This is a genomic window from Streptomyces sp. KR80 (genome assembly GCF_052245555.1).
GTDB lineage: Bacteria > Actinomycetota > Actinomycetes > Streptomycetales > Streptomycetaceae > Streptomyces.
In genome coordinates, this window is the sequence record NZ_JBQQCD010000016.1 from 123760 (window position 1) to 139034 (window position 15275).

A 15275-nucleotide genomic window follows, 5' to 3' on the forward strand; every position below is an offset into this window, starting at 1 on the left:
TCAGTAGACGCTGGCGCCGTAGGCGTCGAGCGCTTCGGCAACCGGGTTGTAGAAGGTCGGGCCACCGCTGGAGCAGTCCCCGGAGCCTCCGGAGATCAGGCCGACCGCGGTTTCTCCCGCGAAGAGCGGACCGCCGCTGTCGCCCGGCCGGGCGCAGAGTCGGGTGCGGATGAGCCCGCTGACGACGCGGCCGCTCCCGTAATTGACCGTCTGGTCGGTTCCGGTGACCTGGCCGCACGAGACGCCGCTCGTGCTGCCCCGATGGCAGACCCGCTGCCCGACGTAGGCGTCGCCGGCGCCGGTGACGTCGACGGTTCCGACGGCTCCCGGCCGCGGCACCCCTCCGTTGTCATAGCGCACGATGCCGTAGTCGTTGCCGGGGAAGCTGCTGCCCATCGCCGGCCCCACGTGCGTCGCGCGCTCCGCGTCCGCGTACCACTGCGAGGTCCCCTGAGTGCAGTGACCTGCGGTGAGGAACGCGTAGGAGTCGCCCTGGCGAACGTTGAATCCGGCGGTGCACCGCCGGTCCGATGCCCAGGCGGGATCTCCCCCGGACAGCAGCGGGCGGAACCGACCCGCGACACGCACCATGGTCACCCTGTCGCCGAGCGGGTCGGCGGTGCGCTGCAGGGTGGCCAGCCCAACCCCCCGCACCGTGGAGTCGAGGGTGAGGATGAGCTTGTTCTGTTTCACGTCGATTCCCCAGGCGGTGCCGGGGACTCCCCCGGACACGTCGAGCGCCCGGCGCGCCTCGGCGAGCTCGGCGGAGCTGTGCTTGACGAACCTGGGCTGCGCGCCGGCCGCCCGCACGGCCTGGGCCGCCGCGGAGTCGGTCACGTTGACGACCATGTTCCGCGCCGCCACGTCGTAGAAGGTGCCCGCCGTCTTCGAACTACCGAGTCTGGCCTCGACTTCGGCGGCGGCCTCCGGTGTCGCGCCCTCGGGCGAGGCCGCGTTCGCTCCCTGGGCGGTAAGCGCGAGCCCCGCGAGCACACACAGCGTCGCGGCCGTTCGGCTCGCGCGGACACCTGCTATTCGAGCATGACGTCTGGTCTTCACGTGATCTCCCGGATGAGCCGATGTGAGGGACCGGCTCGGCGGACCGGGCCGTCCCATGCCTAATCGCCACGCTAGGGAGGCACCGACGGCCGGGCACGCGGTGCGCACCCGATCGGGCGGTGCCGGCCGCGTCCGGCTGCGCTCACCGTCCGCGGGACGGAGGCGCCGTGGTCGTACGGGTGATCAGAGTCGGCCGCAGCAGATGGCGGACCGGGTCGGTACGCCCGTGCCGTACCCGCTGGGCGAGTGCTTCGGCGGCGAGTCGGCCCATCTCGTGGCGGGGCTGGTCGATCGTCGTGAGTCCGATGTGGGCCAGGGCGGCGAGCGAGGTGTTGTCGTAGCCGACGACCGAGATGTCCCGTGACACGCGCTTCCCGGCCTTCTCCAGCACGGAGATGGCGCCCACGGCGTTGAGGTCGTTCGCGGCGACGATGGCCGTCGGCAGTTCGCCGCCTTCCCGCAGCAGCCGGTCGGCAGCCTTCGCCCCGCCGTCCTCCGTGTACGCGCTGCGCAGCACGACGGGCACGAGACCGTGGTGGTGCATGGCGGTGACGTAGCCGCGACGCCGGGCGGTGGCCTGCGGGCCGCTCCCCCCGTCGAAGTGCACGATCCGGGTGTGCCCGAGCTCGACGAGGTGGTCCACCGCGAGCGCGGAGCCCGCCGCGCCGTCGTCGCCCACCGTGTCCACGGTGGTGAGCCGGGAGGCGCGCGCGACCAGGACGACGGGGGCCTGCGCGGCGGCCGAGGCGATCGTCGCGGCGGGGACGGCGGTGCCGAGCAGGGCCAGACCGGCGGGTCGATAAGACAGCAGGCTGCGCACCGCGCGGCTCTCCCGGGCGGCACTGCGGCCGCCGGTGTTCAGGATCAGCTCGAATCCCTCGGCGCGGGCCGTGGCGTCCAGGCCGTCGACGATGTCGGCGAAGAACGTGTTGTGCAGGTCGGACACCATGACGCCGAGCACCGAGGAGGTGCGGCTGGCCAGGGAACGCGCCATCGCGTGCGGGGAGTAGCCGAGCTCCTCGGCCGCCTTCAGCACCGCCGCCCTGCGCTGCGGGCTGACCTTGGGCGAGCCGCGCATCACCAGGGAGACGAGAGCGCGGGAGACCCCGGCCCGATCCGCGACATGCTCCATGGTCGGTCGTGACACCTGGGCTCCCTGAGCGCGCGAGCGCGACGCCGGCGTCCGTCGACCGGACGGCGGCTTGACATGGTGACCCGCACTTTACAGCATTGGAGCGCTCCAACAGTTAGAGCGCTCCAAGCATGAGCGTCCAAGGAAGTGAGGCACCGCATGCGGATCGGAGTGGCCGGGGTCGGCAGGATCGGCTCCATGCACGCGAGCAACCTGGTCTCCCTGCCCGACGTCGAACAGGTGCTGCTCTTCGACCCGGTGCCGGGCCGGGCGTACCAGGCGGCCGGCGGACTCGGCGATCGCGCCGCCGCCGTGGACACCTACGAGGGCCTGGTCGCCGACTGCGACGGGGTGCTTGTGGCGACGCCGACCGCCTCGCATCCGCATCTGGTGCGGGGCGCGGTGGCCGCGAGGGTCCCGGTGCTGTGCGAGAAGCCGCTGGCCCCGGATCTGGCGGCGATGGAGGCCGTGGTGGCGGGGATCGAGGCGATGGACGGCCAGGTGATGGTCGGCTTCCAGCGCCGCTTCGATCCGGCGACGGTCGAACTGCGCCGACGGCTGCGGGCCGGAGAGGTCGGCACTGTCTATCTGGTCCGGACGGTGAACAATGACCATCTGCCGCCGGCGGGCGAGTTTCTGGCCACCTCCGGCGGTCTCTTCCGCGACTGCCTCATTCACGATCTGGACGCGGTGCCGTGGCTCGTGGGCGAGCCCGTCGTCGAGGTGTACGCATCGGGCGCCGTGCTCGTGGACCAGGCCTTCGCGGAGATCGGTGACGTCGACAACGCGGTGGTCACGCTACGTTTCGCGGGCGGCGCACACGCACTGCTCTCGGCGTCCCGGCACGACCCGGTGGGCTACGACTGCCGGATGGAGGTCTTCGGCAGCAAGGACACGCTGGCGGTCGGGGTCGACGAGCACACTCCGCTCAACTCGCTCGAGCCGGGCGCGCCCCGGCCGGTCGCCCCGTGGCCCGGCTTTCCCGAGCGGTACCACCACGCCTACGTCAACGAGATGCGGGTCTTCATGGAGGTGATCGCGGGCCGTGCGGAGAACCCCTCCCCTCCCCGGGACAGCCTGACCAGCCTGCGCCTGGCCGCGGCCTGTGAGGAGTCCTGGCGCACCGCGCTCCCGGTGCGCACGGTCTGACGCCCCGGCACAGCGACTCCCGCCGGCCTCGGGCCGGCGGGAGTCTTCGGGGCTTCAGAGGTAGCGGCGGCGAGCGGCCACGTGGCGGTCGTAGTCCTCCCTGGCCTTCACAGCCGCCGGGCGGGTGGCGGTCTCGGCCACCGGAACGTCCCACCACGCCTGGGCGGGCGGCGCGGCGGGGGCGCTGTCCGCGGTGTCGGTCTCGACGTAGACACAGGTGGGGCGGTCGGAGGCGCGCGCCGCGGCGAGGGCGTCCCGCAGTTCCCCGACGGTGCCGGCGCGCAGGACGTCCATGCCGAGGCTGGCGGCATTGGCGGCGAGGTCGACGGGAAGCGGGTCGCCGGTGTACCTGCCGTCGGCGGCCCGGAAGCGGTAGGCGGTGCCGAAGCGTTCGGCGCCGGTCGCCTGGGAGAGGCCGCCGATGGAGGCGTAGCCGTGGTTCTGGATCAGCACCAGATTGATGTTGATCCCTTCCTGCACGGCGGTGACGAGCTCGGTCGGCATCATCAGGTAGGTGCCGTCGCCGACCAGGGCCCACACCGGACGGTCGGGAGCGGCCAGCCGTACGCCGATGGCGGCCGGGATCTCGTAGCCCATACAGGAGTAGCCGTACTCGAGGTGGTACTGGCGCGGGGAGCGGGCCCGCCACAACTTGTGCAGATCGCCGGGGAGGGAGCCGGCCGCGTTGATGACCACGTCCTCGTCCCCGACGACCGCGTCGAGTGCGCCGAGGACCTGGGTCTGGCTGGGCCGGGCCCGGCTGTCGTCGACGGCGTACGCCCGGCTCACGGCCTCCTCCCAGCGCGCCTTGCCGGTGCGGCACTCCGCCTCGTACGTCGCGTCGACCCGGTGTCCGGCGAGGGCGTCGGTCAGCGCTTCGAGCCCGGCTCGCGCGTCGGCGACGAGCGTGAGGGCACCGAGTTTGTGCGCGTCGAACGGCGTGATGTTGAGGTTGAGGAATCGGACTTCGGGCGCGGCGAAGAGGGTGGCCGAGGCCGTGGTGAAGTCGGTGTAGCGAGTGCCCACACCAATGATCAGGTCGGCGGTGCGGGCCAGGTCGTCGGCGACGGCTGTGCCGGTGTGCCCGATGCCGCCCATGTCGCAGGGGTGGTCGTGGCGCAACGAGCCCTTGCCCGCCTGGGTCGAGGCGACCGGGATGCCGGTGGCGTCGGCGAGGGCCTTGAGGGCGCTCTCGGCCTCGCTGTGGTGGATGCCGCCGCCCGCGACGATCAGGGGCCGGGCCGCGGCTCGTACCGCATGCACGGCCTCGGCCAGCGCTTCGGGCTCAGGCGCGGGGCGGCGTACGGGCCAGACCCGTTCGGCGAAGAACTCCTCGGGCCAGTCGTACGCCTCGGCCTGGACGTCCTGCGGGAGGGCGAGCGTGACGGCGCCGGTGTCGACGGGATCGGCCAGGACCCGCATGGCCTGGAGGGCGGCGGGAATCAGCGCCTCGGGCCGGACGACACGGTCGAAGTAGCGGGAGACCGGCCGCAGGCAGTCGTTGACGGACACATCGCCCGCGTAAGGGACTTCGAGCTGCTGGAGCACCGGATCGGCGGGGCGGGTGGCGAAGGTGTCGCCGGGCAGCAGGAGGACCGGCAGCCGGTTGACAGTGGCCAGTGCCGCGCCGGTGACGAGGTTGGTGGCGCCGGGACCGATGGAGGTGGTGACGGCGTGGGCGGAGAGGCGGCCCGACTGCCGGGCGTAGCCCACGGCGGCGTGCACCATGGCCTGCTCGTTACGGCCCTGGAGGTACGGCATCCGCTGGGCGCCGGATTCGAGGAGCGCCTGGCCGAGTCCGGCCACGTTGCCGTGGCCGAAGATGCCCCAGCAGGCGTTGATGAGGCGGTGGCGCTGTCCGTCCCGCTCGGTGTACTGCCGGGCCAGGAACTCCACCAGCGCCTGAGCGACGGTGAGTCGGCGGGTGGAGCTGGTGCTCATCGGGCCCTCTCCTCGTATGCGGTGGGTGCCGTGGGTGCGGTGTAGAGCGGCAGCCGGGGGTCGACCGGCTGCTCCGCCCAGGTGCCACGGATCCAGGCGTGGTCGGGGTGGTCGCAGATCAGCCAGGCGCGCTCCGGTCCCGGGCCCGCCATGACGTTGAGGTAGTACATGCCGTGGCCGGGGGTGGCGATCGACGGGCCGTGCCAGCCGTCGGGGATGAGCACGGTGTCACCGGTGCGGACCTCCGCGAGGACGTCGGTGTTCCTGCCGTGGCCCGACGGGGAGACGCGCTGATAGCCGAGCCCCTGGGTCGCGTGGGCGTCGGCGATCTCGAAGTAGTAGATCTCCTCGAGCTCGGACTCTTTCCCGGGCCGGAACTCGTCGTGCTTGTGCGGTGGGTAGGAGGACCAGTTGCCGCCGGGGGTGAGCACCTCGACCGCGATCAGCTTGTCGGCTTCGAAAACCCCTGCGGCACCGAAGTTGTTGACCTGCCGGGAGCAGGAGCCGGTGCCGCGCAGCTCGACGGGCACGGCGGAGGCGGGGCCGTAGCGCGCGGGGAGACGTCGGGTGCAGCGGGCGCCGGTGAGCGCGAACCGGCCGCCGGCCCGGGAACTGAGTACGGCATGAGCGTCCCGCGGGACGTAGGCGAAGTCCGTGACGCCGGCGAAGACGCTCGCCCGCCCCTGCAGATGGAAGGTCCGGTTCCCGTCGGGGGCGCTCGCCTCCGGCCGATCGCCGTGCCCGGCCGGCGGATTCGGGCCGCCGGCGGTGTCGACGGTCACCGAGCAGGAGCCGGACAGCGGCAGGACGATCCACTCACTGTCACCGGCGTCGAAGGTGTGCTCGCCGCCGGGAGGGAGTTCGAGCACGCGCAAGGAGGAGAAGCTCCAGCCGGCCCGCGTCGGATCGATGTCCACGGCGTACGGGCCGGCCGCGGCCTTCCCCGCCGGCAGATGGTATTCACTGCTGGTCATGGCGTGAGTGTCCTCCTCCTTGAGGCCGGTCAGAGCAGTCCCACGGCGGTGTCCACGGCGGATTCGACGCTGCCTTCGGCCGGGTAGAGCAGTGAGCGGCCGACGACCATGCCCTGAACCGTGGGCAGCCGCAGCGCCTTGCGCCACTTCTCGTACGCCCCTTCCTGGTCGCTGGCAGAATTCCCAGGGTCTCCGCCGAGCAAGACGGCCGGCAGGGTGCTGGTCTCCATGACCGTGGCCATCTCGTCGACGTTCTCGGTGACGGGGATCTTCAGCCAGGTGTAGGCGGACGTGCCGGCGAGTCCCGAGGCGATGGCGATCGACTTGGTGACGGCCTCGGCGCTCAGGTCGTTCATCACCTGTCCCCCGCTGCGGCGCGAGATGAACGGCTCCACGAAGACCGGCAGTCTGCGCGCCGCCATCTCGTCGATGGCGCGGGCGGTGGAGAGCATCGTCGTGAGGGAGCCGGGATCGCTGTAGTCGATCCGCAGCAACAGCTTGCCCGCGTCGAAGCCCAGCCGGGCGATGTCCTCGGCGCGGTGGCCGGTGAACCGGTCGTCCAGTTCGAAGGAGGCCCCGGCGAGCCCACCGCGGTTCATCGAGCCCACGACCACCTTGTGGTCCAGGGCGCCGAGCAGCAGCAGGTCTTCGAGGATGTCGGCGGTCGCGAGCACGCCGTCGACGCCGGGCCGGGAGAGTGCGATGCACAGCCGCTCCAGCAGCTCGCTCCGGTTGGCCATGGCGAGTTTGTGGTCGCCCACGGCGAGCGCTCCCCGGGCCGGGTGGTCAGCGGCCACGATCATCAGACGGCCGGTGTGCCCGATGAGGGGTCGGCGGGCGCGGCGGGCGGCGGCTTCGGCGATCGCCTCCGGATGCTGGGTCCGCACCTTGACGAGTTCGCTGATGCTGATGCTCACGGGTGCTCTCTTTCGCAGGTCTCTGGAGGGTCCGCCGGGTCAGCCACGGGCGAGGAGGCCGTCGACCTCGGACTCGGTGGGCATGGCCGAGGAACAGGCGAGACGGGAGGCGACCAGCGCACCGGCCGCGTTGGCGTGGCGCATGATGCGCTCGAGATCCCAGCCCGCCAGCAGACCGTGGCAGAGCGAGCCGCCGAAGGCGTCGCCCGCGCCGAGTCCGTTGACGACCTCGATCGGGACGGGCGGGACTTCTGCGCTCCTGCCGTCGCGATGCACGGCGAGTACGCCCCCGGGCCCCTGTTTCACGACGGCCAGTTGCACGCCGGCGTCGAGCAGCGCCTGGGCGCAGGCCCGGGGTTCGCGGACGCCGGTGGCGACTTCACACTCGTCGAGATTGCCGACGGCGACCGTGACGTGCTGCAGCGCTTCGGCGTAGTACGGGCGGGCCTCGGCGGGCCCGCGGCGGCGACCGCTGCCGTCGCCGCTCCAGAACATGGGGCGCCAGTCGAGGTCGAAGACGGTCGACTCGCGCCGGGAGCGCGCCTCGAGGGCGGTGAGGGTGGCCGTACGGCTCGGCTCCTCGGACAGGCCGGTACCGGTCATCCAGAAGATACGGGCGCTGCGGATGGCGTCGAGGTCCAGCTCCTCGGGCCGGATCTCCAGGTCGGGGGCCTTGGGCTGCCGGTAGAAGTAGAGCGGGAAGTCGTCGGGCGGGAAGATCTCGCAGAAGGTGACGGGTGTCGGGTAGGCGGCGACCGGGGTGACCCATCGGTCGTCGACGCCGAACTCCCGCAGCGCCTGGTGGCAGTAAGTGCCGAAGGGGTCCTGCCCAGTGCGGGTGATCACCGCGGCCGACCGGCCGAGTCGGGCGGCTGCCACGGCCACGTTGGTGGCGGAGCCGCCCAGGAACTTCCCGAAGGTCTCCACCTGCGGCAGTGGCACGCCGGTCTGCAGGGGGTAGACGTCCACCCCGATCCGGCCCATCGTGATGAGGTCGAACGACTCGGTCATGCGCGCCCTTTCGCGGTGGTGAATCCGGCCGGTGCACGCCCGCGTCCAGTCCGGCGGACTGCCGGTCGCGGCCCGACACCCATCAGGTGTAGACCGGCTCACAACTCCATGTCAATGGATTGTCCTTACATTCGGACGTCCAGACGCGAGAGGCGAACTCTTCCGTTATCGCGCCGTTACGTCCAGATGAAGTGTTGTCCTGACAAACCCTTGACACGGTACTTCCCGCTGGAGTTTGCTCACGTTCTACGAACCAGCCGGGTCTCCAGGACGTCACGTCCCGAGGCAGCGGCCGGATCCGCCCGAGTCGCCTCTCCCTGACGACTGGGCAGCTCGGGGCCCTCTCCACTCCGCTCACCCGTGAGGTGCAGGACAGATGAACCGCAGCAGCAGACCCCGCACAGTCACCGCCATAGCCACCGCCCTTACGGCGGGCATGCTCGTCGTCGGCTGCAGCAGCAGCTCCGGTGGCAAGAAGGCCGAAGAGGGCGGGGACACCGCCGCCGCGGGCAAGGCGAACACCCCCCGGATGAAGATCGCGATGATCACGCACGCCGCTTCGGGCGACACCTTCTGGGACCTGGTGCGCAAGGGCGCCAAGGTCGCGGCGGCGAAGGACAACGTCGAGCTCGTCTACTCCAGCGACCCCAACGCCGGCAACCAGGCCAACCTCATCCAGAACGCGGTGGACCAGAAGGTCGACGGAATCGCCATCACCATGGCCAAGCCGTCGGCCATGAAGGACGCCGTCGCCAAGGCCCGTAAGGCCGGCATCCCGGTGGTCGGCCTCAACTCCGGTCTGGACTCCTGGAAGGAGCAGGGTCTGCTCTCGTACTTCGGGCAGGACGAGAGCGTGGCGGGCGAGGCGTTCGGCGAGCGGCTGAACAAGCTAGGGGCCAAGCACAACATCTGTGTCATCCACGAGCAGGGGAACGTCTCCCTCGAGGCGCGCTGCGCCGGTGTGAAGAAGACCTTCGAGGGCACGACGGAGAACCTCTATGTCAACGGCACCGACATGCCGTCCGTGAAGTCCACCATCGCCGCGAAGCTCAAGCAGAACTCGAAGATCGACTACGTCGTCACCCTCGGCGCCCCATTCGCGCTCACGGCGGTCCAGTCCGCCGCCGACACCGGCGGCAAGGCGAAGGTCGCCACGTTCGACCTCAACAAGGATCTGGTGCAGGCCGTCGAGGAGGGCGATGTGCAGCTGGCCGTCGACCAGCAGCCGTATCTGCAGGGCTACCTGGCGATCGACGGACTGTGGCTGTACAAGACCAACGGCAACTTCAGCGGTGGCGGCGAGGAGCCGGTGCTGACCGGACCGGCATTCGTCGACAAGTCCAACATCGGTGCCATCGCGAAGTTCGCCACGAAGGGCACTCGGTGATGACCATGACCCAGGCAGCCACTCCGGCCGCCGACACCTCACCTCCCCCACCCCACGCCCCGCAGAAGGACGGCCGCACGGCCCAGCGCTCCCTGCTCCGCAGGGTCCTGGGCCGTCCCGAGATCGGCGCGCTGATCGCGGCCGTCGGCGTCTACATCTTCTTCTTCGCCGTGGCGCCGCCCTTCCGGCAGCTCGACTCGCTCGCCACGGTGCTGTACCAGGGCTCGACGATGGGCATCATGGCGCTCGCGGTGGCACTGCTGATGATCGGCGGTGAGTTCGACCTGTCCTCGGGCGTCGCGGTCACCGCCTCCGCCCTGACCGCCAGCATGTTCAGCTTCCAGCTGACGATGAACGTCTGGGTGGGGGTGTTCGTCGCGCTCGCCGTCTCTCTCGCGGTCGGCGCGTTCAACGGCTTTCTGCTGATCAAGACCGGACTGCCGAGCTTCTTGATCACCCTGGGCACGTTCCTGATGCTGCAGGGCCTCAACCTCGCGATCACCAAGATCTTCACTGGCAACGTGGGGACCGACTCCATCCGCGACATGGACGGATTCGATCAGGCACGGGCGGTGTTCGCCTCGGAGATTCCCATCGCGGGAGTTCAGCTGAGGGTCACCGTGCTGTGGTGGCTGGCCTTCGCGGCCCTCGCCACCTGGGTGCTGCTGCGCACCAGGTTCGGCAACTGGATCTTCGCGGTCGGCGGCAACAAGGACAGTGCCCGGGCCGTGGGCGTCCCGGTGACGTTCACCAAGGTCGCGCTGTTCATGACGGTGGGCTTCGCGGCCTGGTTCGTGGGCATGCACCTGCTCTTCGCCTTCGACACCGTGCAGGCCAGCGAAGGCGTGGGCAGTGAGTTCCTGTACATCATCGCGGCGGTCATCGGCGGCTGCATGCTCACCGGCGGCTACGGCTCGGCGGTCGGCCCGGTCATCGGCGCCTTCATCTTCGGCATGGTGACCCAGGGCATCGTGTACGCAAACTGGGACGCCGACTGGTTCAAGTTCTTCCTCGGCGTGATGCTGCTGCTCGCGACGCTCGTCAATCTGTGGGTCCGCCGCCAGGCGACCCGGAGGTGATCCCATGGCACCGTCACCCACCCCATCCCGCGCAGCGGCGGCCGCGCCCGACCGGCCCATCGTCGAGCTCGAAGGCATCGGCAAGTCCTACGGCAATGTCCGTGCCCTGCACGGCGTCGACCTGGCCGTGCACCCCGGGAAGGTCACCTGTGTCCTGGGGGACAACGGCGCCGGCAAGTCCACGCTCATCAAGGTCATCTCCGGTCTGCATCAGCACACCGAGGGCGAGTACCGCATCGACGGCACGCCGGTACGCCTCTCCACCCCGCGCGAGGCTCTCGACCTCGGCATCGCCGCGGTGTACCAGGACCTCGCCACCGTGCCCCTCATGCCGGTGTGGCGGAACTTCTTCCTGGGTTCGGAGATGACGCGCGGCCCCTGGCCGCTGCGCCGGCTGGCCATCGACCGGATGAAGCGCACCGCCGACGAGGAGCTGCGCAACATGGGCATCGTGCTCGACGACCTCGAGCAGCCCATCGGCACCCTCTCCGGTGGCCAGCGGCAGTCCGTCGCCATCGCCCGCGCCGTCTACTTCGGCGCCCGGGTGCTGATCCTGGACGAGCCGACCGCAGCGCTGGGCGTCAAGCAGTCCGGCGTCGTGCTCAAGTACATCGCCGCTGCTCGCGACCGGGGCCTTGGCGTCGTCTTCATCACCCACAACCCCCACCACGCCTACATGGTCGGGGACCACTTCACGGTGCTCCGGCTGGGCACCCTGGAGCTGAGCGCCTCCCGGAGGGAGGTGAGCCTCGAGGAACTCACCAACCACATGGCCGGCGGCGCCGAACTGGCCGCGCTCAAGCACGAGCTGGCCCAGGTCCGGGGCATCGACGTCGAGGAACTCCCGGACGAGTCGGAGCTTCCCGCCGCCCGGACCGTGACCCGCTGACGCCCGGATCTCTCCCACCCTCCGGGAGGTACGCCCAGCCCGGCCGGTGACGGCCGGCGAGAGGAGAAGCACCACCCCATGTCTGCAGCCAACCCGCCCGTCCTGGACCGGCTCCGCATCGGCTCGGCCCCCGACTCCTGGGGCGTGTGGTTCCCCGACGACCCCCAGCAGGTGCCCTGGCAGCGCTTCCTCGACGAGGTCGCACAGGCCGGCTACTCCTGGATCGAGCTCGGCCCGTACGGCTATCTGCCGACCGACCCCGCCCGGCTGTCCGACGAGGTCACCCGACGGAACCTCCGGGTCTCGGCCGGCACCGTCTTCACCGCACTGCACCGCGGGCCCGCCGTCTGGGACTCCACCTGGCAGCACGTCGCCCAGGTCGCCGAACTGACCCGGGCCATGGGCGCGCGGCATCTCGTCGTCATCCCCGCCTTCTGGCGCGACGACAAGACCGCCGAGCTGATCGAGAGCCCCCGACTGACTCCGGAGCAATGGCGCGATCTGACCCGCGGAATGGAACGGCTGGGGCGCGAAGTACGGGAGCGGTACGGGCTCGACATCGTGGTGCATCCGCACGCGGACACCCATATCGACGGCGAGGAGAACGTGGCCCGCTTCCTCGACGCCACCGACTCCGACCTGGTCGGCCTCTGCCTGGACACCGGGCACTACGCCTACTGCGGCGGCGACAGCGTCAAGCTCATCGAGACCTACGGCGAACGGATCGGCTACCTCCACCTCAAGCAGGTCGACCCGGAGATCCTGGCCGACGTCGTCGCGCACGGCACGCCGTTCGGTCCGGCCGTACGCCAGGGGGTCATGTGCGAACCGCCGCGGGGCGTGCCCGCGTTGGAGCCCGTCCTGGTCGCGGCCCAGAACCTCGGCGTGGACCTGTTCGCCATCGTCGAGCAGGACATGTACCCCTGCCCGCCCGACCAGCCCTTCCCGATCGCCGAGCGCACTCGCCGCTTCCTGCGCACCTGCGGCGCCTGACCCTCCGGACAGCAAGGGAGACACACACCATGACGCAGCAGGGGACGCTGGGGGTCGCCGTCATCGGGACCGGGAAGATGGGCGCCGACCATGTGCGCCGTGTCGACCAGGTCATCAGCGGGGCCCGCGTCACCGCCGTCGTCGACATCGACGCCGGGCGCGCCAAGGATCTCGCCGTCCGCATCGACGGCTGTACGGCATACAGCGATCCGGCCGCGGCCATGGCGGCCCCGGATGTCGACGCGGTGCTCATCGCCTCGCCCGGGCCGGCCCACGAGGCCGCGCTGCTCCAGGCCTTCGAGCACGACCTGCCGGTGCTGTGCGAGAAGCCGCTCACCCCGGACTCCGCCTCGGCGCTGCGCATCCTTCAGGCCGAGCAGCGGCTGGGTCACCGGCGCGTCCAGGTCGGTTTCATGCGCCGTTACGACACCGAGTACATGAAACTCAAGGCGCTGCTCGACAGCGGCGGACTCGGGCGCCCCCTGCTCATGCACTGCCGCCACCGGAACGCCTCGGTGCACTCGTACTTCACCAACGAGATGCTGATCAACGACTCGGTGGTGCACGAGATGGACTGCGCCCGCTGGCTCCTCGGGCAGGAGATCACCGCGGTGACCGTACTGCGTCCGACCCCGAACTCCCATGCCCCGGAGGGACTGAGCGACCCTCAGCTGGTCCTCTTCGAGACGGACGGCGGCGCCATCGTCAACGTCGAGATGTTCGCCACCTGCGGCTTCGGCTACCAGGTCCAGGCCGAGGCGGTCTGCGAGCGGGGCACCGCGCGCATCGGTGAGGCGCACGACCTGATGACGAACACCGCGGGCCGGTGGGGCGGTGACATCGCCCCGGACTTCGTGGTCCGCTTCGAGGAGGCGTACGACCGCGAGGTGCAGCGCTGGGTGGACGCCACGCGTCGCGGCGAGACCGAGGGTCCCAGCGCATGGGACGGTTATGCGGCGGCGGCTGTCTGCGAGGCGGGGGTCCGCGCCCAGGCCACGGGTGAGCGCACGCTCGTCGAACTGATCGAGCGCCCCGCGCTGTACCGCTGAGCCACCGCGTACGGCCTAAGACCCGCGTGCTGGTCCCCCGTATGCCGCTGAGGTCCGCGTGCCGCTGAGCACCGCCGCCGCGCCCTCCTCCCACTGGGGCAACGGAGGATGAGCAGAACGGCGTTCCCGTCCGTATCCCTGTACGTGCCGAGCCCTCCCCCGGGGCCGAGGGAGGGCTCGGCGCGTATGTCCCCCGGGCCTCAGGGCAGAGAGCAGGAGTTGACGAGGTCTCCGGAGGCGGGCCTGCGGATGGTGCCGGAGCCGGGTGGGGCGGCGCGTTCCTCCACCCAGTCCGTCAGCGCCTCGAACGCGCTGCGGTAGCAGGGCAGAATCGGCCGGAGCCGGTCCGGGTGTGCGTCGTAGAGGCCGTCGACGTGCGTGCCGTCCTCCACGGTGTAGTAGCGGTGCAGCCGGGACCGGTGACGGTCTGCGATCATGCGCGCATAGGTGTCGGAGACGGCGGCGATCGGCAGCAGTGCGTCCAGGTCACCGTGCAGCGTGATGAGGGGCTTGCCGATGCTCCCGGTGAGGGAGACCCGTTCGAGGGCACGCTTGACCTGCTCCGGCCGGGACGCGTAGTCGTACGAGGCGTCGGATGTGCAGGGGGCGAGGATCTCTTGAGCCGACGAACCGGCGGTCCGCCCCGGGCACGCCAGGTCGTAGGCCGGGTCGAACTCCGCGCGGTAGATCTTCTGTGTCACACCCCAGTAGTCCCGCCGGTGGTACGGCCAGAGGAACTCCGTCTCCCTCGGGAACCCCGCGGCCACCATGTCCTCGCGCGACGCCCGCCCCAGGGTGTACGCGACGGCGGTGGGCAGCTGGGTGAAGAGGTTGGCCCCGGCGGAGGTGAAGAGGGCGCCCTCCCAGTCGACGCCGCCGTCGTACAGCTCCGGATGGTTCTCCAACTGCCAGCGGGTGAGGTACCCGCCGTTGGACACACCGGTGATGTACGTGTGCCGCGGCGCGCGCCCGTACGCCTGCCGGACGACGGTCCGCGCGGCACGGGTCAACTGCGTGGTGCGCCGGTGCCATTCCGCCACGGCGTCGCCGGCCCGCTCGCCATCGGTGTAGAAGTCGGGGCTGTTGTTGCCTTTGTCGGTGGCGGCGAAGGCGTAACCGCGGGCCAGGACCCAGTCGGAGATGACCGGGTCGAGCGAGTACTGCTTACGCACGCCGGGTGCGCCGGTGATCACCAGACCGCCGTTCCAGCGGTCGGGAAGCCGGATGACGAACTGCGCGTCGTGCTTCCAGCCGTGCGTGGTGTTCAGCCGTGAGGTGTCGGGGAAGTAGCCATCGATCTGGACGCCGGGCACACCCGAGGGATTCTTCGTCCGCTTCGCGGTCAGGCCGGCCCAGTCGGCGGAGTCGGTGTAGCGGGTGCCCGTGAGCGCCGCGGTGGTCAGGTCCGGCAGGCAAGCGGTGGCCTGGTGCTCGGCGCCCGGCACGACGATGCGGTCCCGGTGTGTGCAGTGGCCGTGTGGTCCGGGGTCCGCCTGGGCGGCCGCGCTGCCGAAGGCGGACACGGCCAGCAGTACGGCGAGGACGGCGCCGACGCGCCGGGCCGGGCGCGCAGCCGACCACTGCCGGGAACGGGTCGGGTGCGCCGGGTCCGGCGTCGCCCTGTCGGACATCGAGAACGTCGTGCGTGGGGCGGGCCGTGGAGGGAGCCGATCGTGCGGCGCCTTCGGTCCACGG

Annotated in this window: 13 protein-coding genes; 6 read left to right on the plus strand and 7 right to left on the minus strand. The window is 70.8% G+C overall.

From position 1 onward, the window contains the following. A complete protein-coding gene (locus tag ACTWQI_RS21975) occupies positions 1 to 1059 on the minus strand; it encodes a S1 family peptidase (protein WP_443272938.1) in 1059 nt (352 codons plus the stop codon). A 142-nt stretch (positions 1060 to 1201) separates the two neighbouring features. Continuing rightward, positions 1202 to 2206, minus strand: a complete 1005-nt coding sequence (locus tag ACTWQI_RS21980; protein WP_443272939.1) for a LacI family DNA-binding transcriptional regulator — start codon at positions 2204 to 2206, stop codon at positions 1202 to 1204. A gap of 144 nt (positions 2207 to 2350) precedes the next feature. Here ACTWQI_RS21980 and ACTWQI_RS21985 point away from each other — a divergent pair, with 144 nt between their 5' ends. Further along, positions 2351 to 3340: a Gfo/Idh/MocA family protein gene (locus ACTWQI_RS21985; RefSeq protein ID WP_443272940.1), complete on the plus strand. Its 990-nt coding sequence runs from the start codon at positions 2351 to 2353 to the stop codon at positions 3338 to 3340. Positions 3341 to 3394: 54 nt separating this feature from the next. On the opposite strand, the gene iolD is transcribed toward ACTWQI_RS21985, so the two are convergent. From iolD to iolC, 4 genes are read right to left on the minus strand one after another with little or no spacing between them, the layout of a single operon-like run. Next, the gene (iolD, locus tag ACTWQI_RS21990; RefSeq protein ID WP_443272942.1) at positions 3395 to 5281 is read right to left on the minus strand and encodes a 3D-(3,5/4)-trihydroxycyclohexane-1,2-dione acylhydrolase (decyclizing); all 1887 of its coding nucleotides are present in this window, start codon (positions 5279 to 5281) and stop codon (positions 3395 to 3397) included. Continuing rightward, on the minus strand, positions 5278 to 6255 hold the full coding sequence (iolB, locus tag ACTWQI_RS21995) for a 5-deoxy-glucuronate isomerase (RefSeq protein WP_443272944.1): 978 nt from the start codon (positions 6253 to 6255) through the stop codon (positions 5278 to 5280). The genes iolD and iolB overlap by 4 nt, the downstream gene beginning before the upstream one ends. A 29-nt stretch (positions 6256 to 6284) precedes the next feature. Next, on the minus strand, positions 6285 to 7172 hold the full coding sequence (locus ACTWQI_RS22000; RefSeq protein ID WP_443272946.1) for a Cgl0159 family (beta/alpha)8-fold protein: 888 nt from the start codon (positions 7170 to 7172) through the stop codon (positions 6285 to 6287). A 39-nt stretch (positions 7173 to 7211) separates the two neighbouring features. Next, positions 7212 to 8183, minus strand: coding sequence for a 5-dehydro-2-deoxygluconokinase (iolC, locus tag ACTWQI_RS22005; RefSeq protein ID WP_443272947.1), 972 nt, complete (start codon positions 8181 to 8183; stop codon positions 7212 to 7214). Between the two features lie 376 nt (positions 8184 to 8559). Here iolC and ACTWQI_RS22010 point away from each other — a divergent pair, with 376 nt between their 5' ends. From ACTWQI_RS22010 to ACTWQI_RS22030, 5 genes are all read left to right on the plus strand, one after another. Further along, positions 8560 to 9570, plus strand: a complete 1011-nt coding sequence (locus ACTWQI_RS22010) for a sugar ABC transporter substrate-binding protein (protein WP_443272949.1) — start codon at positions 8560 to 8562, stop codon at positions 9568 to 9570. 5 nt (positions 9571 to 9575) lie between these two features. Further along, the gene (locus ACTWQI_RS22015) at positions 9576 to 10649 is read left to right on the plus strand and encodes an ABC transporter permease (RefSeq protein WP_443273021.1); all 1074 of its coding nucleotides are present in this window, start codon (positions 9576 to 9578) and stop codon (positions 10647 to 10649) included. Between the two features lie 4 nt (positions 10650 to 10653). After that, positions 10654 to 11538: an ATP-binding cassette domain-containing protein gene (locus tag ACTWQI_RS22020; protein WP_443272952.1), complete on the plus strand. Its 885-nt coding sequence runs from the start codon at positions 10654 to 10656 to the stop codon at positions 11536 to 11538. 78 nt (positions 11539 to 11616) lie between these two features. Next, a complete protein-coding gene (locus ACTWQI_RS22025; RefSeq protein WP_443272954.1) occupies positions 11617 to 12531 on the plus strand; it encodes a sugar phosphate isomerase/epimerase family protein in 915 nt (304 codons plus the stop codon). 29 nt (positions 12532 to 12560) lie between these two features. Further along, the gene (locus ACTWQI_RS22030) at positions 12561 to 13580 is read left to right on the plus strand and encodes a Gfo/Idh/MocA family protein (RefSeq protein ID WP_443272957.1); all 1020 of its coding nucleotides are present in this window, start codon (positions 12561 to 12563) and stop codon (positions 13578 to 13580) included. A 200-nt stretch (positions 13581 to 13780) separates the two neighbouring features. On the opposite strand, the gene ACTWQI_RS22035 is transcribed toward ACTWQI_RS22030, so the two are convergent. Further along, positions 13781 to 15211, minus strand: coding sequence for a tannase/feruloyl esterase family alpha/beta hydrolase (locus ACTWQI_RS22035; protein ID WP_443272959.1), 1431 nt, complete (start codon positions 15209 to 15211; stop codon positions 13781 to 13783). Positions 15212 to 15275: the final 64 nt, after the last annotated feature.

Coding starts and splice junctions, on each gene's coding strand:
- ACTWQI_RS21985 (WP_443272940.1), top strand. CDS start 2,351: ATGCGGATCGGAGTGGCCGGGGTCGGCAGGATCGGCTCCATGCACGCG.
- iolC (WP_443272947.1), bottom strand. CDS start 8,183: ATGACCGAGTCGTTCGACCTCATCACGATGGGCCGGATCGGGGTGGAC.
- ACTWQI_RS22030 (WP_443272957.1), top strand. CDS start 12,561: ATGACGCAGCAGGGGACGCTGGGGGTCGCCGTCATCGGGACCGGGAAG.
- ACTWQI_RS22010 (WP_443272949.1), top strand. CDS start 8,560: ATGAACCGCAGCAGCAGACCCCGCACAGTCACCGCCATAGCCACCGCC.
- ACTWQI_RS22020 (WP_443272952.1), top strand. CDS start 10,654: ATGGCACCGTCACCCACCCCATCCCGCGCAGCGGCGGCCGCGCCCGAC.
- iolB (WP_443272944.1), bottom strand. CDS start 6,255: ATGACCAGCAGTGAATACCATCTGCCGGCGGGGAAGGCCGCGGCCGGC.
- ACTWQI_RS22025 (WP_443272954.1), top strand. CDS start 11,617: ATGTCTGCAGCCAACCCGCCCGTCCTGGACCGGCTCCGCATCGGCTCG.
- iolD (WP_443272942.1), bottom strand. CDS start 5,281: ATGAGCACCAGCTCCACCCGCCGACTCACCGTCGCTCAGGCGCTGGTG.
- ACTWQI_RS22035 (WP_443272959.1), bottom strand. CDS start 15,211: ATGTCCGACAGGGCGACGCCGGACCCGGCGCACCCGACCCGTTCCCGG.
- ACTWQI_RS22015 (WP_443273021.1), top strand. CDS start 9,576: ATGACCCAGGCAGCCACTCCGGCCGCCGACACCTCACCTCCCCCACCC.